24 protein-coding genes are annotated in these 25,578 nt (G+C 63.9%); 14 read left to right on the forward strand and 10 right to left on the reverse strand.

Going from position 1 to position 25,578, the window contains the following annotated elements; all coding sequences use genetic code 11:
* Position 1: 1 nt before the first annotated feature.
* Genes AC6H34_RS01710 through AC6H34_RS01725 form a run of 4 tightly spaced genes read right to left on the reverse strand, consistent with a single transcriptional unit; the run spans position 2 to position 4,880 of the window.
* Positions 2-808: an ATP-binding cassette domain-containing protein gene (locus AC6H34_RS01710; protein ID WP_497537690.1), complete on the reverse strand. Its 807-nt coding sequence runs from the start codon at positions 806-808 to the stop codon at positions 2-4.
* Positions 805-1,875 carry a FecCD family ABC transporter permease gene (locus AC6H34_RS01715; RefSeq protein ID WP_497537691.1) on the reverse strand — a complete coding sequence of 357 codons (1,071 nt, stop codon included), beginning with the start codon at positions 1,873-1,875 and terminating at the stop codon, positions 805-807. The genes AC6H34_RS01710 and AC6H34_RS01715 overlap by 4 nt, the downstream gene beginning before the upstream one ends.
* Before the next feature lie 3 nt (positions 1,876-1,878).
* Complete coding sequence (locus tag AC6H34_RS01720) at positions 1,879-2,751, reverse strand: heme/hemin ABC transporter substrate-binding protein (RefSeq protein ID WP_497537692.1); 873 nt, start codon at positions 2,749-2,751, stop codon at positions 1,879-1,881.
* Between the two features lie 11 nt (positions 2,752-2,762).
* Positions 2,763-4,880, reverse strand: a complete 2,118-nt coding sequence (locus AC6H34_RS01725) for a TonB-dependent hemoglobin/transferrin/lactoferrin family receptor (protein WP_497537693.1) — start codon at positions 4,878-4,880, stop codon at positions 2,763-2,765.
* Positions 4,881-5,145: 265 nt separating this feature from the next.
* Between AC6H34_RS01725 and AC6H34_RS01730 the strand changes: the two genes are divergently transcribed.
* Both AC6H34_RS01730 and AC6H34_RS01735 read left to right on the forward strand, forming a co-directional pair.
* Positions 5,146-6,021, forward strand: a complete 876-nt coding sequence (locus tag AC6H34_RS01730; RefSeq protein ID WP_497537694.1) for a ChuX/HutX family heme-like substrate-binding protein — start codon at positions 5,146-5,148, stop codon at positions 6,019-6,021.
* Positions 6,018-6,380 (forward strand): DUF8817 family protein, encoded by a 363-nt coding sequence (locus AC6H34_RS01735; protein WP_497537695.1) that lies wholly within the window; start codon positions 6,018-6,020, stop codon positions 6,378-6,380. The genes AC6H34_RS01730 and AC6H34_RS01735 overlap by 4 nt, the downstream gene beginning before the upstream one ends.
* Positions 6,381-6,563: 183 nt before the next feature.
* Here the strand turns inward: AC6H34_RS01735 and ubiA are convergent, their stop codons facing one another.
* Together ubiA and AC6H34_RS01745 are read right to left on the reverse strand one after the other, a co-directional pair.
* Positions 6,564-7,520, reverse strand: coding sequence for a 4-hydroxybenzoate octaprenyltransferase (gene ubiA, locus AC6H34_RS01740; RefSeq protein WP_497537696.1), 957 nt, complete (start codon positions 7,518-7,520; stop codon positions 6,564-6,566).
* Between the two features lie 16 nt (positions 7,521-7,536).
* Positions 7,537-8,145 carry a hypothetical protein gene (locus tag AC6H34_RS01745; RefSeq protein ID WP_497537697.1) on the reverse strand — a complete coding sequence of 203 codons (609 nt, stop codon included), beginning with the start codon at positions 8,143-8,145 and terminating at the stop codon, positions 7,537-7,539.
* Between the two features lie 119 nt (positions 8,146-8,264).
* Between AC6H34_RS01745 and AC6H34_RS01750 the strand changes: the two genes are divergently transcribed.
* From AC6H34_RS01750 to AC6H34_RS01795, 10 genes are all read left to right on the forward strand, one after another.
* Positions 8,265-9,008, forward strand: coding sequence for a 16S rRNA (uracil(1498)-N(3))-methyltransferase (locus tag AC6H34_RS01750; protein ID WP_497537698.1), 744 nt, complete (start codon positions 8,265-8,267; stop codon positions 9,006-9,008).
* Between the two features lie 143 nt (positions 9,009-9,151).
* The gene (locus AC6H34_RS01755) at positions 9,152-10,522 is read left to right on the forward strand and encodes a glutamate--cysteine ligase (RefSeq protein ID WP_448146430.1); all 1,371 of its coding nucleotides are present in this window, start codon (positions 9,152-9,154) and stop codon (positions 10,520-10,522) included.
* A gap of 119 nt (positions 10,523-10,641) precedes the next feature.
* Positions 10,642-11,565, forward strand: coding sequence for a DMT family transporter (locus AC6H34_RS01760; protein ID WP_497537699.1), 924 nt, complete (start codon positions 10,642-10,644; stop codon positions 11,563-11,565).
* A gap of 66 nt (positions 11,566-11,631) precedes the next feature.
* Positions 11,632-12,879, forward strand: a complete 1,248-nt coding sequence (locus AC6H34_RS01765; protein WP_448146428.1) for an ROK family transcriptional regulator — start codon at positions 11,632-11,634, stop codon at positions 12,877-12,879.
* Between the two features lie 365 nt (positions 12,880-13,244).
* The gene (locus AC6H34_RS01770) at positions 13,245-15,017 is read left to right on the forward strand and encodes a peroxidase family protein (RefSeq protein ID WP_497537700.1); all 1,773 of its coding nucleotides are present in this window, start codon (positions 13,245-13,247) and stop codon (positions 15,015-15,017) included.
* A gap of 1 nt (position 15,018) precedes the next feature.
* Positions 15,019-15,978 (forward strand): hypothetical protein, encoded by a 960-nt coding sequence (locus AC6H34_RS01775; RefSeq protein ID WP_497537701.1) that lies wholly within the window; start codon positions 15,019-15,021, stop codon positions 15,976-15,978.
* Positions 15,975-17,303 carry an NADH:flavin oxidoreductase gene (locus AC6H34_RS01780; RefSeq protein ID WP_497537702.1) on the forward strand — a complete coding sequence of 443 codons (1,329 nt, stop codon included), beginning with the start codon at positions 15,975-15,977 and terminating at the stop codon, positions 17,301-17,303. Before AC6H34_RS01775 ends, AC6H34_RS01780 begins: the two co-directional genes overlap by 4 nt.
* Before the next feature lie 15 nt (positions 17,304-17,318).
* Entirely contained in the window at positions 17,319-18,863 is a 1,545-nt protein-coding gene (locus tag AC6H34_RS01785; protein ID WP_497537703.1) for a c-type cytochrome, read from the forward strand.
* 122 nt (positions 18,864-18,985) lie between these two features.
* A complete protein-coding gene (locus tag AC6H34_RS01790; RefSeq protein ID WP_448146423.1) occupies positions 18,986-19,411 on the forward strand; it encodes a hypothetical protein in 426 nt (141 codons plus the stop codon).
* 108 nt (positions 19,412-19,519) lie between these two features.
* Entirely contained in the window at positions 19,520-20,377 is an 858-nt protein-coding gene (locus AC6H34_RS01795) for a slipin family protein (RefSeq protein ID WP_448146422.1), read from the forward strand.
* 39 nt (positions 20,378-20,416) lie between these two features.
* Here AC6H34_RS01795 and AC6H34_RS01800 read toward each other — a convergent pair whose 3' ends face one another.
* Positions 20,417-21,019, reverse strand: a complete 603-nt coding sequence (locus AC6H34_RS01800; RefSeq protein WP_497537704.1) for a TetR/AcrR family transcriptional regulator — start codon at positions 21,017-21,019, stop codon at positions 20,417-20,419.
* A 274-nt stretch (positions 21,020-21,293) separates the two neighbouring features.
* Here AC6H34_RS01800 and AC6H34_RS01805 point away from each other — a divergent pair, with 274 nt between their 5' ends.
* On the forward strand, positions 21,294-21,431 hold the full coding sequence (locus tag AC6H34_RS01805) for a hypothetical protein (RefSeq protein ID WP_448146420.1): 138 nt from the start codon (positions 21,294-21,296) through the stop codon (positions 21,429-21,431).
* Between the two features lie 497 nt (positions 21,432-21,928).
* On the opposite strand, the gene AC6H34_RS01810 is transcribed toward AC6H34_RS01805, so the two are convergent.
* Positions 21,929-22,807, reverse strand: coding sequence for a LysR substrate-binding domain-containing protein (locus tag AC6H34_RS01810; protein ID WP_448146419.1), 879 nt, complete (start codon positions 22,805-22,807; stop codon positions 21,929-21,931).
* Between the two features lie 201 nt (positions 22,808-23,008).
* Here AC6H34_RS01810 and AC6H34_RS01815 point away from each other — a divergent pair, with 201 nt between their 5' ends.
* Positions 23,009-23,317 (forward strand): DUF1127 domain-containing protein, encoded by a 309-nt coding sequence (locus AC6H34_RS01815; RefSeq protein ID WP_497537705.1) that lies wholly within the window; start codon positions 23,009-23,011, stop codon positions 23,315-23,317.
* Positions 23,318-23,444: 127 nt separating this feature from the next.
* On the opposite strand, the gene AC6H34_RS01820 is transcribed toward AC6H34_RS01815, so the two are convergent.
* Complete coding sequence (locus tag AC6H34_RS01820) at positions 23,445-24,119, reverse strand: DUF937 domain-containing protein (protein ID WP_497537706.1); 675 nt, start codon at positions 24,117-24,119, stop codon at positions 23,445-23,447.
* Positions 24,120-24,140: 21 nt separating this feature from the next.
* Complete coding sequence (locus tag AC6H34_RS01825; protein ID WP_497537707.1) at positions 24,141-25,544, reverse strand: MATE family efflux transporter; 1,404 nt, start codon at positions 25,542-25,544, stop codon at positions 24,141-24,143.
* Positions 25,545-25,578: the final 34 nt, after the last annotated feature.

Consider the following 25,578-nt stretch of genomic DNA (forward strand, 5'->3'; position numbering starts at 1 on the left):
TTCACGCAGCTTGGTCCTGGTTCTGGGCGACGGCATGCAGGATGACGGAGCCTGCCTCCTGGGAGGCACTGCCGACCTGCACCTTGAAGACCTCGCGGATGAGGGATGGCGTCAGGGTCGTGGCCATGGCGCCATGCGCAGCCATCTGGCCACGATCGAGAAGGAGCACGTCGTCCCCGTAGATCGAGGCGAGCGTCAGGTCGTGCAGCGTCACCACCACGGTAGCCCCGCGCCCGGCCAGTTGCCGTGCCTCGCCGAGCAGCCGGTGCTGGTGCTCGGGATCCAGGCTCGACACCGGTTCGTCCAGGATCACCAGGTGCGGCTCGCCGGCCAGGGCGCGGTCGTGGATCTGGGCCAGCGCCTTGGCGAAGGCGACCCGCTGGCGCTCGCCGCCCGAAAGCGTCGTGATGGCCCGCCGCGAGAAGGCCTTGAGATCGGCCCTGGCGAGAGCGGATGCGATCGCGGCCCCGTCCTGCGCCGCGCGGGACGTCCCGGCATGGCAGAGCCTGCCGAGCCCCACGATATCTTCCACGCTATAAGCAAAGGCGCATTCGAAATGCTGGGCCATGTAGGCCCGCCGGGCTGCGATAGCCTCGGGCCTAAGGGCATGAAGCACCTCACTCGCGAAGCGGATCTCGCCATGCGCGGGGTGCAACACGCCCCCGATGGCTGCCAGCAGCGTCGTCTTGCCTGCTCCGTTGGGACCCATCACGACGAGGACGCGGCCGGGCCTTGCCTCGAAGGAAACGTCACGCAGCACGGCCCTGCCGTTGCGCTTCACCGTAAGGTCCTGGACGATCAGACTCATGCGCGCTGGGCCTTTCGCAGGATGGCGATGAAGGCCGGCGCGCCGAGCAGGCTGGTCACCACGCCGATCGGCAGTTCTGCCGGCGAGATCACGGTGCGAGCTACGGCATCTGCAAGGATCACGAGTGCTGCGCCCAGCAAGGCCGAGGCCGGCAGCACGTAGCGATAGCGCTGCCCGCCCAGGAGACGGGCGCAGTGGGGAGCGAGCAGGCCGACGAACCCCACCATGCCGGTGAAGGCGACGGACGCGCCGACGGCAAGGGCCGTCGCCCCGATCACCGCCCGCTTGAGGATGCGGGTGTCGACACCCGCGAGAAAGGCTTCCCCCTCGCCGAGGGTGAAGGCGTCGAGCGCCCGCGCCTGGCGCATCAGCACCACGGCCGCAATTGCCAGGGTCGGAAAAGTGGCCGCTGCCGCCACCCAATTGGCGCCGGCAAGCGATCCCATCATCCAGAACTGGATGGAGCGCAGTTGCGCATCGTCGGCAATGCTGACGAAGAGGCCGACGAACGCCATCGCCAGGGCATTGATGCCGACGCCGGCCAGCAGGAGATTGGCAATGTTGACGTGACCGTCGCGGTCGCGCGCGAGCATGTAGGTCGCCAACGTCGTCAGGAAGCAGGCCAGCGCCGCGGCCAGCGGAAGCGCATAAGGTTCGAACCCGCGGCCCAGGGTACCGCCCCAGGAACCGATCAGAACGATCCCCGCCACCACGGCCAGGATGCCGCCCGATGCCGCCCCGGTGAGCCCGGGATCGGCCAGGGGATTACGGAACAGGGCCTGCAGGCTCGCGCCCGACAGTGCCAGCCCAGCGCCGACGAAGCCGCCCAGCAAGACGCGCGGCAGGCGGATGTTGAAGAGGATGCCGGAATAGAAGGCGTGCTCCTCCCCGGCTCCGAACCAGGCCGATACCGGAATGCGCAGCCCCCCGAGCACCAGCCCGGCGGCAAGCGCGACGAGGAGCAGGCCCAGGAGAGCAGCCAGCATCAACTGCTCGCGCCTGCGCGGCGAGAGCAGTTCCGGCAGGGCCGGCATATCGGCTTGGGTGCGGGCTGGCATCAGGCTCATGTCTCAACCCACGAAGCGATCCGGATGCAGCCGGCGTGCAAGCGCCGTGATCTCCCTGGCGCCGGATGGACCGAAGGCGAACAACGTCGCGAGATCGGCCGCGACCAGCCTTTCCTGATGCCCGGCGAAAGCCGAAGTCAGGCCGAGCTGGTCGATGAAGGAAGCCGCACCGCCGGCAGACTCGACGCTTCCCCCATCCGCCACGATGAAATCGGGCGGCGCGGCCGCGAGCACTTCTCGCGACACGGGCTTGAACAGGGTGAAATCGCCAAAGGCATTGCTGCCGCCCGCAAGGGCGTAGGTGGCGTCGACCAGCCCCATCCGGCCCCCGGCGATCGGCGTTCCGCCATCGATGCCTCGGATGAAGCCGACACGCGGCCGGCTCGCTACGCCGTCGAGACGCCGCGCAAGATCGGTCATGGCGGCAGCTACCGTGCCTGCCAGCGTATCGGCCTGCTTCTCCCTTTCGAGAATGGAGCCGATATGGCGAACCTTCACGGCCATCCCCTCTCCGTTCAACGGGAAGTCGACGATTTCGATACGTACCCCCGCACCTCGGATCTGCTCGATGGCATTGGGCGGGCCGAGATCGCGATTGGCGATAAGGAGATCCGGCCTGAGCGAGAGGATGCCTTCAGCCGAGATCTGCCTGAGATAGCCAATGGAGGGCAGGTTCCTGACCTCCGGCGGGATATGCGAAGTCGTATCGACGCCCTGGATGACGCCGGCTCCGGCAAGATCGGCCACGATCTCCGTCACGTCGGCACCGGCACAGACCACGCGCCGTCCGGCCTGCGCCCGGGCACCGCCGGGCAGAGCCAGCAGAGCCATGGCACCGGCAAGGACGAGACGGCGATTGGGACGGAAGTCGCGCATTGCCCGGGCCCTCACTTTCCTGCCAGCTTGACGGTCAGCGAGAACTTGGCGGCCAAGCCCGGCGAGTTGGCCGAGTCGAGGAAGGCCCTGTAGCGCCGGTCGAAGAGGTTATCGATGGCGAAGTTGGCGCTGACATTGTCGTTGTACTTGTAGGTGGCGAAGACGTCGACGAGGCCATAGCCGCCGCTGGGCGTGGTGACCCGCTGCGAGGTCGCGCTGACGAGGGTGAGGCGCGAACCGACCGTGAGGCGATCCTCCAGGAAGCGCAGGCCGAGCGTGCCGCTCAACTTGTTGGGCGCCACCGTGCTGAGGGGCTGGTCGGTCTCACGGTTCTTGCCGTTGGTGTGCGAACCGGCGATCGAAAGGAAGCCGCCACCCCAGTCATAGGCGCCTTCGAATTCGACGCCCATCAGGCGCGCCTTGGCGATGTTCACATATTGATAGGACTGGATCGGGAAGCAGAGCTGCGGCGCGACCTGGCAGACGCTGACCGGCATGCCCGGGATGAAGGGCACGAGGTAGGAGTCGCCTGTCGCCTGCATGTCGATGTAGTTGTCGACATTGTTCAGGAAGCCGGTGAGCTTGGCGCGGAAGTTGTCGCCCTGCTTGAAGACATTGTCGTACTTGACGTTGGTGCCTATCTCGAAGTTGTGGCCGGTCTCGGGCTTCAGATTCGGATTGGGCAGGATGTTGAAGGCCGGGAACGGGTGAGTACCCGCGATCAGCGTTTCTGTGATGGACGGCGCGCGGTAGCCTTCGGCATAGGTACCATAGAGTTCGATGCCCTTGATCGGCGTCACGCCCACCGTGAATTTGGGCGACAGATGCGAGCCGTTCGAGCCATAATCGCCGCCTGACAAGTGATAATTGTCGTAGCGCAGGCCCCCCTGCACGCGCAGCCAGTCCTGGTAACGCACCTCGTCCTGGATATAGGCGCCGAGGAGTTGTCGATTGCCCGACGGCGTAAGCGCGGAGACATAGCCGCCCGCGTGGTCTTCGGTCTTCACCCGGTCGAAGGCCGCGTCGAAGCCATAAGTCAGCGCGTGATTGAAGTCGCCGGTGGCGAAGCGGGAGGTGTTGTAGACGTCGAAGCCGAATGTGCCTAGACGATCGTACAACTTGTCGCCGGGCTGGGCGCCGAGGGCGGCATAGGTCGCGTCGGGAGCCACCAGCGTCTGATTCAATTCGGTCTGCGAGTAATAGGCCTTCGCGTTGAAGTTGATCAGAGGGTTGTCCGGACTTTCGAACTTGTAGCCCGCGGTGAAGGTCGAGGTCACGACGTTGTTGCGCCAACGCGAGCCCTCGTCGCTGGAGCCGTAGTTCGAATAGTCGAACTTCTGGCTGAGTGCGCTCAGGCTGACCGTCTGGCCGTCGCCGGGGTGGTAGTTGAACTTCAGCAGGCCGCCGAAATTGTCCTGGCCGCTGTCGCGCACCCGGTCGCCGGAGCCGTCGCGGTAATCGCCATGGTCGCGATAGAGGAACTGGCCGTAGATATCGGCGATATCGCCGTAGCGATAGCCCGCCGAGGTCGAGGTGAAGGCGCCGAGGCCGTTGGAACTCACGCCGACCTTCTGCTCGACGCCCCATCGCTCGTCGGGAGCCAGGATGGAGTCGATGCCGCGGGTTGTGAAGGATGCCACGCCGCCGATCGCGCCCGAGCCGTAGATGTTCGAGATCGGTCCGCGAACGATGTCGATGTTGTTGATGAATTCAGGGTCGAGATAGAAGGTGCCGTTGGCGCCGTGCCCCGAGACCTGGAAGTCCTGTCGCGCGCCGTCGACAAGCACGTTCACGCGGCCGAAGTCCTGCATGCCGCGAATATTGATCGATTGTCCCGGATCGTTGGCGGTGACCTGCGTGGTGACGCCCGGCACGGTGCGGAGCAAGTCCGATATGGTCGTGGGCTGGGCCCGGTCGATCTCGGCCTGCGTGATCTGGCTTACACCGCCCAGCGTGTCGATCAGACGCTGCGGCGTCTTGTTGACCGTGAAGGACAGCTCGTCCAGCACGATCGTGTCATCTGAAACATTGATCGGCTGCCCGCTCGGCGCCTGCTGAGCCCGTGCCATCCCCCCGGCGGCAACGACCAAAGCAAGCGCTCCTACTGTCGCCAGACTGCGACTGCGCATGGAATATACCCCACCCATCTCGACCCCGTAACGTAAAACCACTCAAAACTGCGCCACAGATAATTTATCTTGTGAAAGCAAACGCTGTTTCATACAATTTTTGCGATTTGGGCCAGCAATTAGAGCAAGTCAAGTGAATTAGTAACTGATCTTATTGCTAAAATCGGAACAGTTTTTCTTAATTCTAAACTGCAAGAACAGGATATGCAGCGCAGTTTTGAACTTTTCTATTTTGCGCTGTTGAGAACTCGGAGAAGGCACGGAAATGAGCGAGCTAAAACAACGGTGGCAGGCACTTCGGGAAGCCCAGACTGGATTGCGGATCCGCGACGCGGCGGCGCAATTGGGCGTGTCGGAGGCCGCCCTGCTGGAGACCCGCATCGGCGATGGCGTGTCCCGCCTGGCCGTTCGGGTAGACAGGCTCTGCGTTGCTTTGCCGCACCTTGGTACCGTCATGTCGCTGATCCGCAACGACGCGGCGGTCCATGAAAAGGACGTCGCATTCCGCGAGGGAGTCGAGCGGGATGGGGCCATCCATTTCGAAGGTGACGATTTCTCCCTTGCGCTGCTGCCTTCGAGCGTGGCGCACGCCTTCCAGGTCAAGGACGTCGGTCCCAAGGGACCGCTTCGCAGCATCCAGCTCTTCGACGCCGCGGGTACGGCTCTGTGGAAGATCTATGCGCGCGACAAGGCCGATCACACCGCCTTCGAAAGCCTGCTGGCCGACCTCACCTGGCCTGAAAAAGTCGAGGCCATGCCGTTTGCACGTGCCACAACGTCGGCGGCGGCAATCCCGGCACACCATTCGGTCGATCTCCAGGCGCTGCTTGAAAGCTGTGCTGCCGGGGCGCTTCCCATGCGCCTCGAGGTTGCCAATCACGGTGTCCGCCAGAGCCATATCGGCACCCTGATTCGCATCGTGCGGATGGGACCTTGGCTGAATGTGCTCGACCCTGGATTCGACTGGCATCTCAATGAGAACGGCCTGTCCGCCGCGACGGTCGATACAGGTGATTCCGCCACTCTGGTCCTGCATCTGGCGGGCGGGGGCGAAGCGGCCCGGCTGGCCGCAAGTGCTCAAGCCACGACGGAACAGCAGAGCGCCTGGCGACGCCTGCTCGAAAAGGCGGTGGCAGCATGAATCAGGCCGCGACCGCGCGCCTGACCGGCGCCATCCCGACCCTCGCCTCCCTCGGTTTCGAGGAAACCACCGATTTCTACGCCCGCCTTGGCTTCGAGGTGTTGCACAGCGATATTTCCTTCCTTCTGCTGCACCGTGACGGCGTACGCCTGAGCTTCTGGCTGACGGGCAACCGCCGCGTGCCTCAGGCGACGAGTTGCTGGCTGGAAGTCACCGGCATCGGCTTGCTCTACGAACGTTTCAATGCGCTGGGCATCGTGCACCGGAAGGGCCACCTGGAAGAGAAACCCTGGGGCACCCACGAATTTTCGATCACCGATTGCCATGGCAACCTGATCCGCTTTTCGGAGAGGATCTGAAAACCCGCGGCGGCGGCCGAAGATCGCCGCTTTTTCAGAGCACGGGTCGAGAGCGGCCCAAGGAGAGGCCCGGTTTCCTGTCATTTCCGGGCCTCCTTCCGGGCAGGTTCGGCAATGTTGGCGCTGGGGGGACTGGCGGGACAAGCCTGGAAATGGAGAACGATGATCGTCCGGCTCGGCTCTTCAGAATGCCCACTGCCACAGGCAATCGGCCATCAGCCCGGCGAATAGGATCGCCCCCGCATCCCGGTTGGAGCGAAAGATCTGCAGGCACAGTGTGCCGTCTCGATGGTCGAACCGGAAGACCTGCTGGGCGAGATGCACTGCGAATCCGGCAAGGCCGAGGAAGGACAGGGGCGAGGCATCGTTGAATGCCAGAGCCAGCGCAATCAGCACCACGCATCCAGCATAGAAGCCGCCCACCGCAAGTCTTGCCCGTTCTCCGAACAGCAGTGCCGTGGAGCGCACGCCAACGATGGCGTCGTCTTCCTTGTCCTGGCAGGCATAGATGGTGTCGTAGGCGATCACCCACGAGACCGAGCCGGCGAACAGCAGAATCGCCGGCAGGGCGAGGCCCGCCGTTACGGCAGCCCAACCCATGAGCGCCCCCCATGAGAAGGCGAGACCGAGCACGGCCTGCGGCCACGAGGTGATTCGCTTCATGAAAGGATAGATCGCCACCACGCCCAGTGAGGCAATGCCGAGCCAAACTGCGAAGGCATTGAACTGCAGGAGGACTGCCAGGCCGACGAGACACTGGACGCCGAGCCAGGCGAGCGCGGCCTTGGCGCTGACCTGGCCGGACGGGATCGGCCGGGAGCGCGTGCGCTCGACCTGCACGTCGATATCGCGGTCGACGATGTCGTTGAGCGTGCAACCTGCTCCACGCATCACGAAGGCACCGACGAGGAAGAGGAAAAGATGCCAGAGCGCCTGGCCCGCCGTTCCGTGGTGGAGCGCCACCAACGCCGCGGACCACCAGCAGGGCCACATCAGCAGCCAGCCGCCGATGGGACGGTCCGCCCGGGAAAGGCGCAGGAAGGGCCTCAGGAAGGCCGGCGCATGGCGATCGACCCAGTTGCCTGCAGGCGCGTCGGCTACCTTTTCAGGCAGGCCGGCCTGGGCAATGAGCCGAGCCATCGCGCCCTCCCCGCCTTTACTGCAGGCGCAGGTTGACCGGGGGCTTCGGAGCAGCCGGTCCACCACCGCCCTTGGGCGCGGCCGGTGCGGCCTGCTGGCGCGGCGGATGAGAACAGATCTTGGTGCGGGTCGTCTGCGTCTGCTTCATGTCCTGCGTGATCTGCTCGATGTTCTGGTCGGTGATCCCGCAGAAATCCTTGTTGGAGGACATATAGGTCAGGATCTTCTGATCGTTCGCGATATAGGAACTCAGACTACCGCAGAAATCATTGAAGGTCCGCTTGGCCTGCTCGAATGTCTTCGGCCGCGGACGCTTGTTGATCGCCTGCAACGTCTTCGCGATCTCCTCGCGGCGCGCGAGCATCGGCTGCAGATCCTTGCCGCAGAACTCGTTGCCGGCCGGTGCACCCTGGGGCGCCGGCTGCTGGGCGGCGGGTTGTTCCGGCTGTTGGGCAGCAGGCTGTTCCGGCTGCTGCGCGGCGGGCTGCTCTGGCTGCTGGGGTGCGGGCTGTTGAGGCGCAGGCTGTTGAGGCGCAGGCTGTTGAGGCTGTTGCTCCTGGGCTGCAACGGGTGTCGCCGCCAGCATGACGCCAGCGAACAGAGAGACCGAAACAAGACGCAACATGAGGACATCCGCGAGATTGAGGGTGAACTCTCGATACAGAGGAACTATTGATCTCGCAAGTTCAGGGCGCCCTGAAGGCAAAATTGCATCCTGAATTCCCTGTAATGTAGGTCGTTGGCATGGCGGCGTATGATTTTCTCTCGGTGCGGCTCTTCGTCGATTCTCCCCTCGGAGAAGGGCGAGCCATCGCGCTCGACAAGACACAGCAGAACTATCTGGGCAACGTCCTGCGGCTGAAGGCAGGCGAGCGCATCCTCGTTTTCAACGGGCGAGACGGCGAATTTGCCGCCGGGGTGACCCTCGAAGGCAAGCGCCTCGGCCTCTCGGCGCAGGCGCAGACGCGGCCTCAGACGCCAACTCCGTCGCTGCGCTGGCTTTTCGCGCCCCTCAAGCACGCCCGGCTCGACTATATGGTGCAGAAGGCCGTCGAAATGGGTGTCGGCACCATCGAGCCGGTGATCACGCGGCGAACGCAGGTCTCGCGCATCAACCTCGAGCGCATGCGGGCCAACGCGATCGAGGCCGCCGAGCAGTGCGGCGTGATTTCGGTGCCGGAGGTTTTTCCGGAACGGAACCTCGCGAAGGTGATCGAGGATTGGGACGCGTCGGCGCATCTGGTCTTCTGCGACGAAGGCGCCGCCCTCGCCGACCCGCTGGCCACGCTGGCTGCCATGCCCCATGGCCCGATCGCCGTGCTGATCGGTCCGGAAGGCGGTTTCGACGAAGCCGAGCGCCAGGCCATCATGCGGCTTGCCTCCCATACGCGGCTGTCGCTCGGGCCGAGAATCCTGCGCGCCGACACCGCTGCGGTAGCGGCGCTCGCCCTTGTCCAAGCCGCGCACGGCGACTGGCGAGCCGCCTGAAGACGCCGCCAATGCTTCACCGAACGAAAAATCGACATTCCGAATCGCGGCTGTCGTCTTTTTGACGCGATCGTGCGGGTGGCCGCAATTGTCATGTCGCATGGCTGTGTCTATGGTCCGCGCCGTTTTGTAAGGTTTCCCTCATGGCCCGCGACGTTATCGATTCAACTCCCATTGCTTCGCGCGACGAACTGGTCGCCTGGATCGACAAGGGCATCAAGCCACAATCCCAGTTCAGGATCGGTACCGAGCACGAGAAGTTTCCGTTCCGTGTCGGCAGCCACGAGCCCGTGCCATATGAGGGTCCCAACGGCATCCGCGCCTTGCTCGAAGGCATGCAGGCCATGCTCGGCTGGGAGCCGATCATGGAAGGCGAGAACATCATCGGCATGCTCGACGTCACCGGCGGCGGCGCCATTTCCCTGGAGCCGGGCGGCCAGTTCGAGCTTTCGGGCGCCCCTCTCAACTCGATTCACCAGACTTGCGCCGAGATCCACGCCCACCTCGCCCAGGTGCGCGAGATCGGGGAGCCGCTCGGCATCCGTTTCCTGGGGCTCGGCATGTCGCCGGTCTGGACGCGCCAGCAGACGCCGCGCATGCCCAAGCGCCGCTACGAGATCATGACGAACTACATGCCGAAAGTCGGCGTGATGGGTCTGGACATGATGTACCGCACCTCCACCGTGCAGGTGAACCTCGACTTCTCCTCGGAAGCCGACATGGTGAAGAAGCTGCGCGTCTCCCTGGCGCTCCAGCCCATCGCTACTGCCATCTTCGCCAATTCTCCCTTCATGCACGGCAAGCCGAACGGCTTTCTCTCCATGCGCTCGGAAGTGTGGCGCCATACCGATCTCGACCGCACCGGCATGCTGCCCTTCGCCTTCGAGGACGGCATGGGCTTCGAGCGCTATGTCGACTGGGCGCTCGACGTGCCGCTTTATTTCGTCAAGCGCGGCGATACCTATCACGACGTCTCCGGTTCCTCGTTCCGCGACCTGCTCGCCGGCAAGCTGCCGCAACTGCCGGGCGAGTACGCCACCATCTCGGACTGGGCCAACCATCTCGGCACGCTCTTCCCCGAAGTGCGCCTCAAGCGCTATCTGGAGATGCGCGGCGCAGATGCCGGCCGCACGTCCAAGCTCGCCGGCCTTTCGGCCTTCTGGGTCGGCCTGCTCTACGACACCGATGCGCTGGAGGCCGCCTGGGATCTGGTGAAGGACTGGAGCGAGGCGGAGCGCCAGGCACTTCGCGACTGCGTCAGCCGCCAGGCGCTGAGGACACCCTTCCGGAACGAAAGCATCCGGGACATTGCCCTGCGCGCCCTCGCCATTGCCCGCAAGGGACTCAAGGCACGCAATATCGAGGACTGGGAGGGTCGAAACGAGGAGCATTTCCTCGATGGCCTCGACGACATCGTGACAAGCGGCGTGACGTCGGCCGACGCCATGCTGGCCCGCTTCCATGGCGAATGGGGCGGCCGGATAGATCCGATCTTCGACGAAAAAGCTTACTGAGGCCGCGGCCCGGGCGCCATCTCCATGCGGGCGTGCGGATAGCTTCCATCAACCTATGCGATCAATCCCATTCGCGACGTTGATTGGACCGCTCGGCCGGTAGGCTCGATAATGGCTGCATGTCCGACACCGTCCTCAAGGGCCGGCCGAGCGATGCGGCAGCGCTCGGCACGCTCGATTTCGTGCTCTATGCCCTTGTCGTCTTCGTCTGGGGGACGTCCTGGATTGCCCTGCATATGCAGCTCGGCGTCGTTGCGCCGGAGGTCTCGCTGTTCTGGCGATTTCTCATTTCGGCCCTGGTCATGCTCGGCTGGGTGGCTGCCACCCGCGGCAGATTGCGCTTTGCCGTAGCCGATCACCTGCGCTTCGCCCTGATGGGCCTGGCGCTGTTCTCGATCAATTTCCTCTGCTTCTACTATGGCGGCCTCTCGACCCCTTCCGGCTTGCTCGCCGTGGTGTTTTCCCTGGCTTCGGTGTTCAACCTTGTCCTCGCGGCACTGATCTTCCGTCAGAGGCCACGGCCCCGCATGGTGATCGCCGGCCTCATGGGGTTTGCCGGCGTCGCGTTGATGTTCGCTCCGCAACTCGGCGGTGCGAGCTTTTCAGGCCCGGCCCTCACCGGCCTGCTTCTGTGCGTCGCGGGTACGCTCTGCTTCTGCCTTGGCAACATGCTTTCGGTCGGCCTGCGCGCCCGCGCCATTCCCCTGCCCTCCGCCACCGCCTGGGGCATGGTATACGGCGCGCTGTTCCTGCTGATGTTCAGCCTGGCGCGCGGCCAGCACTTCGCCATCGAGCCCAATATCCGCTATGTCGCAGCCCTGCTCTGGTCGTCCGTGCTCTCTTCGGTCGCCGCCTTTGCCGCCTATCTGACACTGCTCGTCCGCATCGGGGCCGGCCGCGCCGGCTACTCCACGGTGCTCTTCCCGGTGATCGCTCTTGCGATCTCGACCCTCTACGAAGGTTATGTCTGGACGCCTCCGGCCATCGCGGGCCTCGTCATCGTCCTGGCCGGCAATCTGCTGATGCTTGCGAAGAAAGGCTGATCCCGCCGCCTCATCTCCGCTGGCTTATGTCTGATTTCGCGCATAAGATCGTCCCAGAAAGGCGGAATGCGCGTGGGCAAGGATCGCAAGGAGCATGAGGAGGCGGGATCGGCGGCCGGCGCAGGCGCTATCCTTCGGCTGATCGCTACCGGCAGGGCTCGCTCACGCTCCGCGCTTATGGAGGCATCCGGCCTCTCGCGCTCCACCGTTACCGAGCGCCTCGCCGCCCTCTTCGATGCGGGGCTGATAGAAGAGGCCCCGGATGCGTTGCCCAGCGGGGGTCGTCCCGCCCGGGTCATTCGCCTCAACAACAGTTTCGGCGTGGTATTGTCCGCCGATGTCGGCGAAAGCCATGTGCGCCTTGCCGTCACCGATCTGGAACCCCGGATCCTGGCGGAAGCCGTCGGGAGCGTAGATATCCGTCGCGGCCCGGCGCCGGTGCTCGGCTGGATCGTCGAGCAGTTCGGGCTGCTGCTCAAGCGTATCGGCCGCCGGCCGGAAAATGTGGTCGGAATCGGCGTGGGCCTGCCGGCGCCGGTGGATCATGGGGCCGGACGCGTCGTCGGCCCTTCCATTATGACCGGCTGGGACGATTTCGACATTCGTGCCTGGCTGCATCGCGAGTTCGATGCGCCCGTCTCGGTGGAAAACGACGTCAATCTGATGACGCTCGCCGAGTTCCGTCGCTTCTGGCCCGACGTCGGCCAATTGCTGTTCGTCAAGGCCGGCACCGGCATCGGCAGCGGCATCATCGCGGACGGGCGGCTCTATCGCGGTGCGCAGGGAGCGGCCGGCGATATCGGCCACATCCAGTTTTCCGGAGAGCCCGCGCCGCTCTGCCGCTGCGGCAAGCTCGGCTGCGTCGAAGCGCGTGCGGCCGGTTGGGCCATCGCGCGCGATCTGCGCATCCGCGGCCTCGAGGCGACCACCGCGCGCGACGTCATCGATCTCGCCCAGGCCAACAACCCCGATGCCATACGCCTTGTGCGCGAGGCCGGACGCGTGCTGGGAGAGGTGACGGCCGACGTCGTCAGCGTACTCAATCCAAGCGTCATCGTGATCGGCGGCACGCTGGCAAGAGCGGGCGAAGATCTCCTCTCCGGCATCCGGGAACTCGTCTACCAGCGCTCCCTTCCTCTCGCCACACGCAACCTCACCATCGCAGTCAGCCAATCCGATATGCGTACCGGTCTGCTGCTGGGCGCGGCGCTGCTGGTGATCGAGGCGCAGATGCGGCCGGAGACGATCGAAAGTACCATCGCCCGCCACCAACGCTCCTCCGCCGTCATGCGTGAGCGCAAGCGGGCGGGCTGACAACGCACCGAACGCACTCGCGGGGGTTGAGCCTCCCTTTTTCCCATCGGAGACGATCAGGCGAGCAAGTCGATCATTTTCATCAATTTTATTCTGAAACGCAAAAATTATCGACGGTATAACGATTTACATCCTGAATCGTCCCAAAGAATTCGAGACTGTTCTATACCGTGACGATACCGTGATTTGTGCAGTCTTCGAGATTTCCAAAATACTCGACAACCCGAACGATTCTCCGCATTATCCCGATTACACGGGAGGATCCAATGGGTGATATTGTAGATCGCTTCCTTATTGTACTAATGCGCCTCACTAGTAAAATCGCTGTCTGGTATCGCTGGCCGTTTCCGCTCAGCGTTGCGATTATGCTTGGCCATCGTGGTATACTGAGAGAAAACAACCTCCACGATACTGAGGTTGCGCCCGTACCTCCGCCTCCTGCCGACGGCTTCGACATCCAGAGTTTCCGGACAGCCGATGGCAGCTACAATGACCTCGCACAACCCTGGATGGGCCGCGCGGGTGCGCGCTTCGGCCGTAACATGCCGCTCGCCCTCACCTATGGCGAGAAGCCTCCCACGCTCTACGAACCCAATCCGCGCCTGGTGAGCACAAGGCTCCTGGCTCGGGACAAGTTCGTGCCCGTGCCCCATCTGAACGTCTTCGCCGCCGCGTGGATCCAGTTCATGGTGCATGACTGGCTGAGCCATGGCCCCAATGACCGCGCCGACCCGCATCTGTTTTCCGTGCCGGAGGGCGACGACTGGCCCGGCGGCGAGATGGAAGTGCTTCGCACCCGGCCTGACCCACAGCCCCCCGGGGCCGAAAGCCGGCCCGCCGCCTATGTCAACACCGAGACGCATTGGTGGGATGCCTCCCAGATCTACGGCTCGATGCTTGAACGCCAGATTCTCATCCGCACTGAGCCGGACAGGCGGACATTCGACGGGAACGGCATCTTCGTTGCCGATCCCGCGCTCATGCGTCCCGACGGGAAGCTCCCCCTCGACGAAAACGGATTGCTGCCGCCGGATCCCACCTCCAAATTCCAAGGGCAGGAGCTTGCCGGCGTCAACGGGAACTGGTGGATCGGACTTTCCGTACTGCACACGCTCTTCGCCCGCGAGCATAACTCCATCGTCGACCGCATAAGGGTCGACTTTCCCAGCCAGGGCGGAGAATGGCTGTTCCAGAAGGCCAGGCTGGTCAACGCCGCCCTGCTTGCCAAGATCCATACGGTGGAATGGACCCCGGCCCTCATGAACTCGCCATCGGGGCGGTTTGCCATGCGAGGCAATTTCTTCGGCCTGCTCGGGGAAGAGTTCAGGAACGCCTATGGCCGTATCGGCGACGGCGAAATCCTCTCCGGCATTCCCGGCTCGCCCAAGAACCACCACACCGCGCCCTATGCGATGACGGAGGAGTTCGCCGCGTCCTACCGCCTGCACTCGCTCATTCCGGACGGGTTCTCCTTCCGCGGCCACCAGGATGATGGCGCGTTGTTCGACTGCGGCCTCGCGGACGTCTTCGCCAACAAGGCGCGAGACGTCTATCAGCGGGCCTCGCTCCTCGACGTGGCCTACAGCCTGGGTACTTCCCATCCCGGCGCGCTGGTGCTGCACAATTTTCCCAATGCGCTGCGACGGCTCGACAAGAGGGCCGACGACACCGTGTTCATCGACCTCGCGGCTGTCGACGTCCTGCGCGATCGCGAGCGCGGCGTCCCCCGCTATTGCGAGTTCCGCCGCCAGATCGGCGCGCCCGTGCCGAAGAACTTCGAGGAACTCACCAACAACGAAACCTGGCGCAGGGAACTGCAGGAGGTCTATGCCAGCGTCGAGCAAGTGGACCTGTTGGTCGGAACGCTTGCCGAAAGCGATGCTCGCAATGGTTCTCCGCCCGGCTTCGGCTTTTCCGACACCGTCTTCCGCATCTTCATCCTGATGGCCTCGCGCCGCCTCAAGAGCGACCGCTTCTTCACCGAGGATTTCCGGCCGGAGGTCTACACCCCGGCGGGCTTCGACTGGGTCCAGCAGAACTCGCTGCGCACCGTGTTCGAACGCCATCTGCCTGAACTCGCGCCGGATTTCGCCGTCGTGCGCAACGTGTTCTTCCCCTGGACCAAGGCGAGGCGCTGAAATGAGCCGCCACATCCGGATCCCCCTGCTGGTCGACATCACGCTGGTCGACGATCACCGCACGATCGCGGAGGATGACGGGGATCCGAGGCTGGACCGCAACTATGAAAGGCGTGGCCCTCTCCTCAATCGTGTCCTGGCGGGGCGGCTCATGCATGTCTTCGCCATCAAGGGAATCCACTTTCCCACCATGAGGGCGCGGGACGACACCGAACGGCGGGCCAACCAGGCGGCGCTTTCCGAGAGGCTACGCCATGCGGCGACACCCACGCCGGAATTGATCGAGGCAATCGAGCCTCTGGCCGCCTACGTCAAGGGCAGCGCACCGGAAACGGTGGTCGGCCCTGCCCTGCAGTCGCTGATCGGCCGCCTGTTCAACCCCGACTTCACCAGTTCTCCCCGCTTGTGGCAGGCGGCGACGCGCTTCGACGGCGCCGCGCGCAGCCAGAACCCACTGCGCTGGGTCTGGTCGACCCTCACCGGAACGCTGAATGCCGATCGTCACCTGCTGGCCGAGTCCGTAGGGAATGATCCCGTAGCCGTGCATGGCATCGGCATTGCGATCCACAACATCGTCAAGAGCCTCGCGCGCATGCGGGAGAGCTATGCAGACCCGGTGCGACGCTCCACGCTGGACGATACGGCGGCGGCCATGGCCTGCCTCGTCGCGCCCGTTTCCGTCCTGCGCCAGGCAAAAAGCGTCGGCGAAATCCCGGGTGCATCGTTGAAACCGGGGTCGCTCGTGGTTTACCAGCTCGGCGTCGCGGCCGAGCGCGCCTTCGACCCGAAGGTGGCCTTCCAGGAGAGAAGCTGGAGTTTCTGCCCGGCCTCCGGCTTCGTGCTCCAGTTGCTCTCGCTGATCTGGGTGCAGGCGAGCGATCGGCCGCATGTTCCGCCCGAGGATATCCGGCCCGAGCCGGACAATGCGGCCGAGCAGCCGGTACCGGAGGGCGGTCCATGAGCGCGGATCCGATCTTCCAGCCCCTTCAATTTCGCAATCTCACGGTGAAGAACCGCATCTTCCGTTCCAGCATCTCGGGCCGCTGGGACAACGAGGACGGCTCGCCGACGCAGACCCGGCTCAACTGGGAGACGAAATTCGCCAGGGGAGGCGTGGGCGCAATCATCACCTCCTTCGTGCCGGTGGCTATCGAGGGGCGGATCGCCGCCAATTACGGCACCAACCATACCGATGCCCACATCCCACTCTGGGCAAGGATCGTGGAATCGGTGCACAGGCACGATTGCCGCTTCATCATGCAACTGAGCCATTCTGGGCGGCAGATGGATGTGCCTGGAGTAACCAACCAGCATGTCCCGACCGCCAGCTCGACCAACAAGGCGGAGACGCTTCACGGTTTTCCCACCCAGGCGATGACGGCGGGCGAGATCGGTATCCTGGTGGAGAAATTCGGCCGCGCGGCCTGGCGAGCCCGCGAGGCTGGCTGTGACGGCGTCGAGCTGCATTCGGCAAACGGCTATCTCTTCAGCCAGTTCCTGTCGTCCGGCATCAACGACCGCACCGACCACTATGGCGGTTCGCTGCCGAACCGCGCCCGCTTCCTGCTGGAAGTGATCCGCTCGATCCGCAGCCATGTCGGCCGCGATTTCCACCTCCAGGTCAAGCTCGGCGCCGCCGACCACAACAATGTCATTCCCTGGGAGAAGAGGGGCAACACCATCGACGAGGCCATCGAGATCGCCCGCTATTGCGAGGCGGCCGGCGTTGACGCCGTGCATGTGTCGATGGGATCGCTATTTCCCCACCCGCTCAATCCGCCGGGCGACCTGTCGCTGGAGACGCTCGCCGTCGTCTACGACGCCATGATCGCGTCCGGTCTCAATACCTTCCGCAATTTCCTGCTGTTCCGCTATCCGGTGCTGCGCCCCATCTTCCGCTGGATCTGGTTCCGCCTGCAGAGGGGGTACGGCATCGAGGGCATCAGTCTGGAGGAAGCCCGAAAGTTCAGGCAGGCCCTGAAGGTTCCGGTCATCGTTACCGGGGGGTTCCAGACTGCATCGGTGGTACGGAAAGCCATCGAGGCACACTATTGCGACGGCGTTTCCATTGCCCGATCGCTCATCGCCAACAACGACCTGCCGCAGCAATGGCAGGCGGGAATAGACAAGCCGGCGAATGCCTGCACCTATTGCAACAAATGCCTGGTGAACGCGGCCAAGAACCCTCTCGGCTGTTACGAGGAAAGCCGCTTTCCCGATCGCGAGGCCATGCTGCAGCAGATCTACTCGGTCTACGCCACGAAACCCGATCTCGTCATCCCATAGGAACGGAGGGGGACGATGCCGGACGCCTATTTCGTCACCGAAGTGGAACGCCAACTCGCCGAACGGCGCAGGAGATGGCAGCCTCTGCGTATCGTGCTGATCGCAATCGCGGTGGCGATCGCCTATCTCGCCCTGACCGGTCTCGTGATGCTGACCCGGCAGGGCACCCCTCGCTACGGCAATATTGTCCAGCACTTCAAATACGGCTCGATCGGATCGGAGCCGGAAAGCGGCATCCCCTACCGGGTCTGGATGGCTTTGCCGAGGTTGTTCCCCGAGGCATTCGACGGCCGCGACGACTACAGCGCCTTCGGCTTTCTCTACGAGACGGATGCACGCGGGCACCGGCGCGACCTGCCCATCGGCGTTTCCAGGCGAACGGTGCGCGGCATCGATCTCGTCTGGCTCAATTGCGCCGTCTGCCACACCGGAACCTACCGTGCGAAGGAGGGTGCCCGGCCCGTCATCGTGCCGGGGATGCCCTCCAACAATCTGAAGTTCGAGAGCTTCGTGCGCTTCGTCCTGGCCACGGCCACGGATGAGAGACTCGCACCCGAGACGCTGATGCCTGCGGTTGAGGCAACAGGACCCCGCTTCGGCACGGTCGAGAGGGCGGCATGGAAATTCGTGGTGCTGCCGCGCTTGCGCGAAGGCTTGCTGCGGCGCCTCAACCAGATCGATCCCCTTCTCGCCCGCCAGCCCGACTGGGGTCCCGGGCGAGTCGACACCTTCAACCCCTATAAGGTCGGGCCTTTCAGAATACCAGCGGGAAGCCTCACCGATGCCGAAGTCATCGGCGCCTCCGACTTTCCCTCGATCTTCGAGCAGGGCCCCAGGGAAGGCATGCATCTGCATTGGGACGGCAACAATACGTCCCTTGCGGAGCGCAATCTTTCCGCCGCGCTCGGTGCCGGGGTCACGCCTGAAACAGCCGATCATGCCGCCATCGACCGGGTGGCCGATTGGCTGCTCACTCTCAAGCCGCCCGCCTCCCCCTTCACGCCCGATCCCAGCGCCGTCGAACGGGGCCGGGCGCTCTACATGGATGCGTGCAGCGGTTGCCACGGCTACAAGGATTCGGCTGGCTATGTCTTCAAGGGCGGCTCCCTCGGACAGGTCGATCCCATCGAGCGAATCGGCACCGATCGGGCGCGTCTCGACAGCTACACCGAGGCCTTCCGTCAACGCCAGTTGACCGAACTGTTCGCCGGAACACCCTACGCCTTCAAGTATTTCCAGAAGACGGACGGCTACGCCAACATGCCGCTCGACGGACTGTGGCTCCGCGGCCCCTATCTGCATAATGGTTCGGTACCGGCGCTCAAGGACCTGCTCAATCCGCCCGAACAGCGTCCCGCTGCCTTCCTCCGCGGCTCCGATGTGGTCGACCCCGCCAATGGCGGCTTCCTGTCACCCCCCTGCGATCCCGCCCAGACGCAGCTAACCGGCTTCTGCTACGACACCAGCAAGCCCGGCAACCACAACACCGGCCATCTCTACGGCACGAACCTGCCCGCCGCCCAGAAGGGGGACTTGCTCGCCTATCTCCTGACATTCTAGCGCCTCCACCTCGAAATCGAACCTCGTGGATCTCAAATGCCTCGATATCAATGAGTTAGACCAGCGACGTCACGATCTGAACGCCTTTGCCCTAGAGGCCGCCGAAGACCCTGGAGCCTGACATGAGCGACGCGACCCTGACCATCGGATGGAACCAAGCCCAGACAGCCCGGGCGTTGCGCACATACCGGCTCGTGCTCGGCTTCAACATGTTCTGCCATCTCGCCATCGGCTTAGCCTGCATCTTCTGTCCCCTGTGGGTCTCCCAGATGGCGGGCCTGCCGGAGCCGATCCCCACGGGCTGGGTTCGCGGCTGGGGTGCGACGCTGCTGCTCGTGACCCTGCTCTACGTGCCGGGCCTGGTCGATCCCCTGATCACCCGCGCCCCGAACCTCATCGGAATCATCGGCCGCTATTGGATGGCGCTGATCTGGATCTTCTGCGGCGGCGGCTTCCTGTGGTTCGCCCTCTTCGACGGCTTCTTCGCCACAGTGATCGCCCTGCTGTACCGAAAGCTTTTGACGGCAAGGTTGATGACGCATCCGTAGGGACTGGAAGACGAGCCCCTTTTCCCGCCGCGCTCCCGTCGCCATATCCTAGGCGAGGTTGCGGCCCCGGCCCGCCATGCTCGGGATTGCTCCGCGGGAGTTCTCGTCATGAATCCCATTACCTTGTTCGCAACATGTGTCCTGCTCATCGTCGGCGCGGCTTTTGGCTATCTCGGTCAATTCTGGCTCGCTGGGATTTTCTTCCTCCTGGCCCTCCTGGTGTCGGCAGCGCTGAAGATGGCCAACACCTGGCAGAAATTCGTGGTGCTGCGCGCCGGAAACCTGCAGGGCGTCTATGGCCCGGGTCTGTTCCTCATCATTCCCGTTATCGACAACGTCGTCGCCATCATCGACGAGCGCATACAGACGACCGCCTTCAATGCCGAGCAGGCGCTGACGCGCGACACGGTCCCGGTCAATGTCGACGCCATCATCTTCTGGCATGTGCATGACGCACGCCGGGCGGCGCTGGAGATCACGAACTACCGCGAAGCGATCGACCGCGTGGCCCAGACCTCGCTGCGGGAGATGATCGGCTCCTCCATGCTGTCCTCGCTGCTTTCCGACCGCAAGGCGGCGGATGAGCAGCTCCGCAACGTCATCGGCGCGAAGACGGCCGAGTGGGGCATCACGGTGATGTCGGTCGAAATCCGCGACGTCGCGATTCCCGTGGCCCTGCAGGATGCGATGTCGCGTCAGGCCCAGGCCGAGCGTGAAAAACAGGCTCGGGTCATCCTCGGCTCGGCCGAAGCAGAGGTGGCCGGCCGGTTCGTGGAGGCGGCGGAAACCTATGCCAGCCATCCGGCGGCACTGCAGCTGCGCGCGATGAACATCATCTACGAAACGACCAAGGAGCGCGGAGCGACAATTCTCATTCCGACGCCCATGGTCGACAGCCTCAATCCCGCCTCGGCACTCGTGCTGGCCAGCCAGGGGCAGCCGAGCCCGCTCAAGAGCGCCGCGTGACCTCGATAGGGGGAAACGGCTTCCGTCGTCGTTCGGCGGTCAATCGACCGCGCCGGACAGGCCAGCGGCAAGAGCGGCATTCGTCGGCGGTGCCCGCTGCGCTCCCCGCGCCAAGTAACCGAAGAGATCGCCGATGACTTCCGCGGGAGGCGTATCCTTCCCGCCGGTGGCGAGATAGTGCTGTATCGCCCCCAGGGCGGTCGAGCGGATGAGACAACTCAACCGCTCGGGATCGCCGGTGGGCAACAAGGCTGCAGCCTGCTGGATCTCGATCGCGCGAATGAACATGGCCTGCCAGCGGCACCTCGCCTCGCACAGATCCGCGTGTGCCCCATCGGGCCAGTGGAAGATCATCAACCGGAAGCGCTCGGGATAGGCGAGCGCCCATCGGGCGAAAGTGAGGATCAGCGTTTGCGGCGAAGGCCGCCGCTCCAGGGCCTCGGCCTCCTTGCAGACGTCCCGCAGTTCCCGCGCGATCAGCGAAGCCAGCAGATCTTGCTTGCTGGCGAAGTGCCTGTAGGGGGCATTGTGGGATACGCCGACGGCACGGCCGACATCGCGCAGGGTCACGGCCGCAGGACCCGCCTTGTCCAGCAGCGCCGCTGCCGCGATGAGCAGATGATCGCAACGTGGAATACCCATCCCCATACAATGAACCACTCTCGTTGACAGCGTCAACAAAAAGGCGTACGTTGACAATGTCAACAAAGAGGAAACGCAAAGAATGTGTTTTGATGTGGGAGCCGTGAGGCCTTAATTTTCAACGATCCTCCGCTTGGTATTTCTAGACCTCCCACAAGCTATATTCATCATACCTCTTATTATATCCGACATCCTAACGCGGGATATTATTTCACAGCTTCAAAATATCGAAGCCCATACAAGCTTTACAATTTATAGTTGAAGGACTTTCCAGATGAAGGTCTTTATTTACGCCCTGATTGCGGCGTGCTTCTTCATCACGGGCATCACACTCATCTCAATCTGGAACGAAACCGTCGACCGCTCGGTCTCGGACGCCCACAGCCAGGCTCATTTCCTGGCCGCGGCGTGACGGATTTCGAATAACCAGGGACGTCCCCATCCAGGAGGTAAAAAAACGGGACAAAAGGGAGTTGAATGATGAAGTTATTTGCAACATCTCTATTGCTGATACTTGGAAGCATAGTTGTTGGCCCCGCGGCTCACGCAGGCGGCACAAACGAAATGGACAGCTTCTGGGCCATCCAGCGAGGTTACGGCTACGGCCAGGCAGAACGGCCAAGCGCGCCGGCGGCGATGCCCATGTGGAACCAAAACGGCTGGAACGGCGAGCATCGGCAGACCGACCCGGGCATCACCGGATCGATCCCGGCGGCGCGAAAAGCCCCTCCCCAATCGATACGCCCTGCCGCGAATCGCAGGCCTGCCAGACCGGCCGAACCTGCCAGATAAGGCGCCATGGAGTCAGGATGCCGGCAGCCGTCACGCTGGCGGCATCTTCCGTTCAGGCCCACTTCCTGAAGCAGCGAGGAGGGGTCGAAAGAGGACTTGCGGTCGGGCGGCCGCGGATTATTCGGCCGCCTCGTTCTGCGCGAGATTGTCGAGGCTCTGGATGATGAGGTTCGCCAGCGCATCGGCAAGGGACGTCTGTTCGCGCCAGTTGCGCAGGAGCCCGATCTTGCAGGAGGGTAGCGGCGGGAAGCCGTCGCTGGGCCCAAGCACCCGCATGCCGGGCTTGAGCGCGCTCTCGGGCAATACGGAAACCGCCAGCCCGGCGAGGACCATGGCCCCCACCGCCGTCGAGTTCCAGCTCGAATAGAGCACGCGGTATTGCCGGCTGAGGCTTTCCAGTTTCTCCTGCGCCGCCTGTCGCCAGCAGCAACTCGCGCGTCCCAGCGCCAGCGGCAGCGGCGTTTCGTTGTGCACCTGATGCCGACTGGAGGTGACCCACAGGAGCCGCTCGTGCCGCACGAACTCGGCGGGCCCCTTGTGCTCGACATGGGTGATGATGGCCAGGTCCAGGTCATTGGCCTGGATGCGGTCGACGAGCATCGGCGTCGGCTCGCACATGATCGTCACTTCCACGCGCGGATTGGCCTGGGAAAAGCGCGCCATGATGTCCGGCAGGTAGCGATCGGCATAATCGTCGGGCACGCCGAGGCGGACGCGACCAGTGAGTTCGTTCTCCGAAAAGGCGCCGACCGCATCCATGTTGAGCTTGACGATGCGCCTTGCATAGTCGAGCAGTTTCTCGCCGTCCTCCGTCAGCTTGGAGGAACGCCCGTCGCGCTCGAAGATCGGCTTGCCGATGCGCTCCTCCAGCCGCTTCATCTGCATGGAGACGGCAGACTGGGTCTTGAACACGATCTCGGCGGCGCGCGTGAAACTGCCGGTTTCGGCAATGGCGATGAAGGTGCGGAGCTGATCGATATCCAGCAAGACAGCCATGATGCACCTTTCCTTCCTGCTTGAGGGACGGGCCTCAGGAGGCCCTCCAGGAGCTTCGATAACAATCGCTTATGCTGAACATTAGAAACATTCGTTGGATTGATCAATGACAATGTTTCATAGTCCGACCGTTCAGTTTTGGTGATGATTGGAACGGCCCGTGCGGGGTCGTTACATCACCGGCCGCCGATGGAGAGTCCGATGAATACCGTAACCGTCAACAGCAAGTCCTCCTCCCACGTCTCGATCTTCCGCGTGGCGCTTCAAGCTGTCGCCACGAAGGTATCGGCCATTGCCGTCGCGCTCAAAAACCGCCGAGAGATCAACGAGTTGGCTCATGCGGACGCTGCGATTCTCCGTGACCTCGGCATTACGCACATGGATGTCGACGGAGCGCTTGCCCAGCCCTTCTGGCATGATCCTTCGGCCCATCTCGTCGAGGCGCAGATGGATTGGCGCCGCGCCTCCAAGGCTGCAAAGCACGACAATTTCGTCGGCCTGGGAGGCTGACCCGACTTCTGGCCGCTACCCCTGCGGCAGAACGCCCCGGAAGCGTGACTTCCGCACCTCAGCCCGCTTCGCCTGAAGCGGGCTTTTTCATGGGCGATGCCCGCCGCTTTCCATGCGCAGCGCGGCCCTACTTGCCCCACCATGTCTCGAAGAACGACTGCATCGCCTCGGCCTGCGCTTTCTGCACCTTGTTGCCGGCTTCGAGCATCTGGCTGAACATGTCCTTCGGCTCGGCCTTTTTGGGGGGCTGGTAGGGCGCGAGGAAAGGGGCCCAAAGCGCCGCCAGGTCGATGGCCGGTTCCGGCTTCGGAGCGGGCGGCTGGAATACCTGCATCATGGAGGAGACCATGTCTGCCATCGGATTGCCCGATGAGCGGGGTGTCGCGGCGTGAGCCAGTCCGCCCACGAGGATCGATGCCATCGCCGGCATCATCGCCGCGATCACCGGTGCCGCCACGCCGCTCTGGGCCGCCGCAAGCTTTGACAGGGCCCGCGCCATCTCGGGGGAGCCGAACAGGGCCGCCATGATCTGCTGGCCCTGCTGGACAGCCTGCTGCGTGAAGGCCTGGGCCGCGTTCTGGAAGGCATCGGCCTCGGGCATGCCCGTGAGGCCGAAGAAGTTGGGCAGGACCGGTGCCGTCCTGGCATTTTCCACCTGCCGCTTCATGCCCAGCGAGAAGGCGGGCAGAAGGGCCTGCATCGCGGCCATGGCCTGCTCCTGGCTGAGCTGGAACTGGCGGGCCATATTGTCGACTGCCCTGCCGTCCTGTGCGCTGTTCATGAGATCGAAGAGAGTATTCATGCTTGTTTCCGCCCCATCCGATCAAGCCTCGGCGACGGGCGCCTTCAGCTGCCCGATCGACCTGTAGGCCCACCATACACCAATTATGCCGAACAGCACCGCGCCTGCCCCCTGCCCCGCCAGGGCTCCTTCGGCTCCCCATAGCTTCGCTCCGAGGACAGCGAAGGGGATGGTGCCGAGCGTGGCCTTGCCCCAGTTGAACACCGTCGAAGCAATGGGAAAGCCGAGATTGTTGAACGAAGCGTTCGCCACGAAGAGCAGGCCGTGAAAGGCCCAGGATCCCGCCACGAACAGGCAGAAGAACTCGATCAGGCGCGCGGCCTCGGGGTCCTCGATATTGAAGAGGCGGATGACCAGGTGATGGCACAGAGCCAGCACAGCCCACACGACCAGCGCATAGAGCGTCGTGAAGAGGAAGGCATTCGAGAGCGTCCGGTGCACGCGGTCGAGCCGGCCGGCGCCATAGTTCTGGCCGAAGATCGGTCCGACCACGCCGGACAGCGAGAAGATGCCGCCGAAGCAGAAGGCGATGAGCCGCCCCATCACCGCGTTGCCTGCCACGGCACCATCCCCGAAGGGAGCGAGAACGGCGGTCATGTAGCCGTTGGCGACGGGCGTAGCGAGATTTGCGAGGACGGCCGGGCCGGCGATCGCCGCGATCGGCGACGCGTCCTCGAGCGCCTGCCTGACGGAAAGACGGCCGACGAGATCGTGCACGCGCACCGCGCCGTACCAGCCGACCAGCGCGAGGGCGAGGCGCGAGAACACGATCACGATGGCGGCTCCCTCCACGCCGAGGCCGAACCAGAGGATGAAGATCGGGTCGAGGATGGCGGCGACCACGGCGCCCGACAGCGTCACATACATGGCGCGCCTGGCATCGCCCACGGCGCGCAGCACGCCGGAGAGGCCGATGCCAAGTCCCATCAGCACCACAGTCGGCATGGTGATCTGCAGGTAGAGGGTCGCCAGGTCCAGCGTGCGGCCCGTGGCGCCCAGCAGGCGCAGCATCCAACCGATGAGGGGAAAGGTGAGGACGGCGAACACTCCCGTCACCACGAGCATCCACACCAGGATCGAGGCGCCGTACCGGCGCGCCAAGGGTCGGTTACGCGCCCCAAGGGCGCGCGAACACAGCGCTCCGGCCGCGATCATGATGCCGATGCAGATTGAGGTGGTGACGAACAGCACGGTCGAGGCATAACCCACGGCCGCCGTGGCGACGGTATCGCCCAGATGGGAAATGTACCACAGGTTGATGAGGTCGACGGCGAACACCGCCATCAGTCCGATCGAACCCGTCGAGGTCATCACGATCACATGGTGCATGATGGAGCCGGTGACGAACTTGGCCGGAGGCGACATCGTGGCCGGCTGCGCCCTGCCCCCGGCGGGCAGGTTGACGTCGGCCTGGGGGGAATCCATGGGCTGTCCAGTCTCGCTCGCATCCTCGCCTGCC

The organism is Labrys sp. ALF-8 (assembly GCF_059699065.1).

Coding starts and splice junctions, on each gene's coding strand:
- AC6H34_RS01710 (WP_497537690.1), bottom strand. CDS start 808: ATGAGTCTGATCGTCCAGGACCTTACGGTGAAGCGCAACGGCAGGGCC.
- AC6H34_RS01715 (WP_497537691.1), bottom strand. CDS start 1,875: ATGAGCCTGATGCCAGCCCGCACCCAAGCCGATATGCCGGCCCTGCCG.
- AC6H34_RS01720 (WP_497537692.1), bottom strand. CDS start 2,751: ATGCGCGACTTCCGTCCCAATCGCCGTCTCGTCCTTGCCGGTGCCATG.
- AC6H34_RS01725 (WP_497537693.1), bottom strand. CDS start 4,880: ATGCGCAGTCGCAGTCTGGCGACAGTAGGAGCGCTTGCTTTGGTCGTT.
- AC6H34_RS01730 (WP_497537694.1), top strand. CDS start 5,146: ATGAGCGAGCTAAAACAACGGTGGCAGGCACTTCGGGAAGCCCAGACT.
- AC6H34_RS01735 (WP_497537695.1), top strand. CDS start 6,018: ATGAATCAGGCCGCGACCGCGCGCCTGACCGGCGCCATCCCGACCCTC.
- ubiA (WP_497537696.1), bottom strand. CDS start 7,520: ATGGCTCGGCTCATTGCCCAGGCCGGCCTGCCTGAAAAGGTAGCCGAC.
- AC6H34_RS01745 (WP_497537697.1), bottom strand. CDS start 8,145: ATGTTGCGTCTTGTTTCGGTCTCTCTGTTCGCTGGCGTCATGCTGGCG.
- AC6H34_RS01750 (WP_497537698.1), top strand. CDS start 8,265: ATGGCGGCGTATGATTTTCTCTCGGTGCGGCTCTTCGTCGATTCTCCC.
- AC6H34_RS01755 (WP_448146430.1), top strand. CDS start 9,152: ATGGCCCGCGACGTTATCGATTCAACTCCCATTGCTTCGCGCGACGAA.
- AC6H34_RS01760 (WP_497537699.1), top strand. CDS start 10,642: ATGTCCGACACCGTCCTCAAGGGCCGGCCGAGCGATGCGGCAGCGCTC.
- AC6H34_RS01765 (WP_448146428.1), top strand. CDS start 11,632: ATGCGCGTGGGCAAGGATCGCAAGGAGCATGAGGAGGCGGGATCGGCG.
- AC6H34_RS01770 (WP_497537700.1), top strand. CDS start 13,245: ATGCTTGGCCATCGTGGTATACTGAGAGAAAACAACCTCCACGATACT.
- AC6H34_RS01775 (WP_497537701.1), top strand. CDS start 15,019: ATGAGCCGCCACATCCGGATCCCCCTGCTGGTCGACATCACGCTGGTC.
- AC6H34_RS01780 (WP_497537702.1), top strand. CDS start 15,975: ATGAGCGCGGATCCGATCTTCCAGCCCCTTCAATTTCGCAATCTCACG.
- AC6H34_RS01785 (WP_497537703.1), top strand. CDS start 17,319: ATGCCGGACGCCTATTTCGTCACCGAAGTGGAACGCCAACTCGCCGAA.
- AC6H34_RS01790 (WP_448146423.1), top strand. CDS start 18,986: ATGAGCGACGCGACCCTGACCATCGGATGGAACCAAGCCCAGACAGCC.
- AC6H34_RS01795 (WP_448146422.1), top strand. CDS start 19,520: ATGAATCCCATTACCTTGTTCGCAACATGTGTCCTGCTCATCGTCGGC.
- AC6H34_RS01800 (WP_497537704.1), bottom strand. CDS start 21,019: ATGGGTATTCCACGTTGCGATCATCTGCTCATCGCGGCAGCGGCGCTG.
- AC6H34_RS01805 (WP_448146420.1), top strand. CDS start 21,294: ATGAAGGTCTTTATTTACGCCCTGATTGCGGCGTGCTTCTTCATCACG.
- AC6H34_RS01810 (WP_448146419.1), bottom strand. CDS start 22,807: ATGGCTGTCTTGCTGGATATCGATCAGCTCCGCACCTTCATCGCCATT.
- AC6H34_RS01815 (WP_497537705.1), top strand. CDS start 23,009: ATGAATACCGTAACCGTCAACAGCAAGTCCTCCTCCCACGTCTCGATC.
- AC6H34_RS01820 (WP_497537706.1), bottom strand. CDS start 24,119: ATGAATACTCTCTTCGATCTCATGAACAGCGCACAGGACGGCAGGGCA.
- AC6H34_RS01825 (WP_497537707.1), bottom strand. CDS start 25,544: ATGGATTCCCCCCAGGCCGACGTCAACCTGCCCGCCGGGGGCAGGGCG.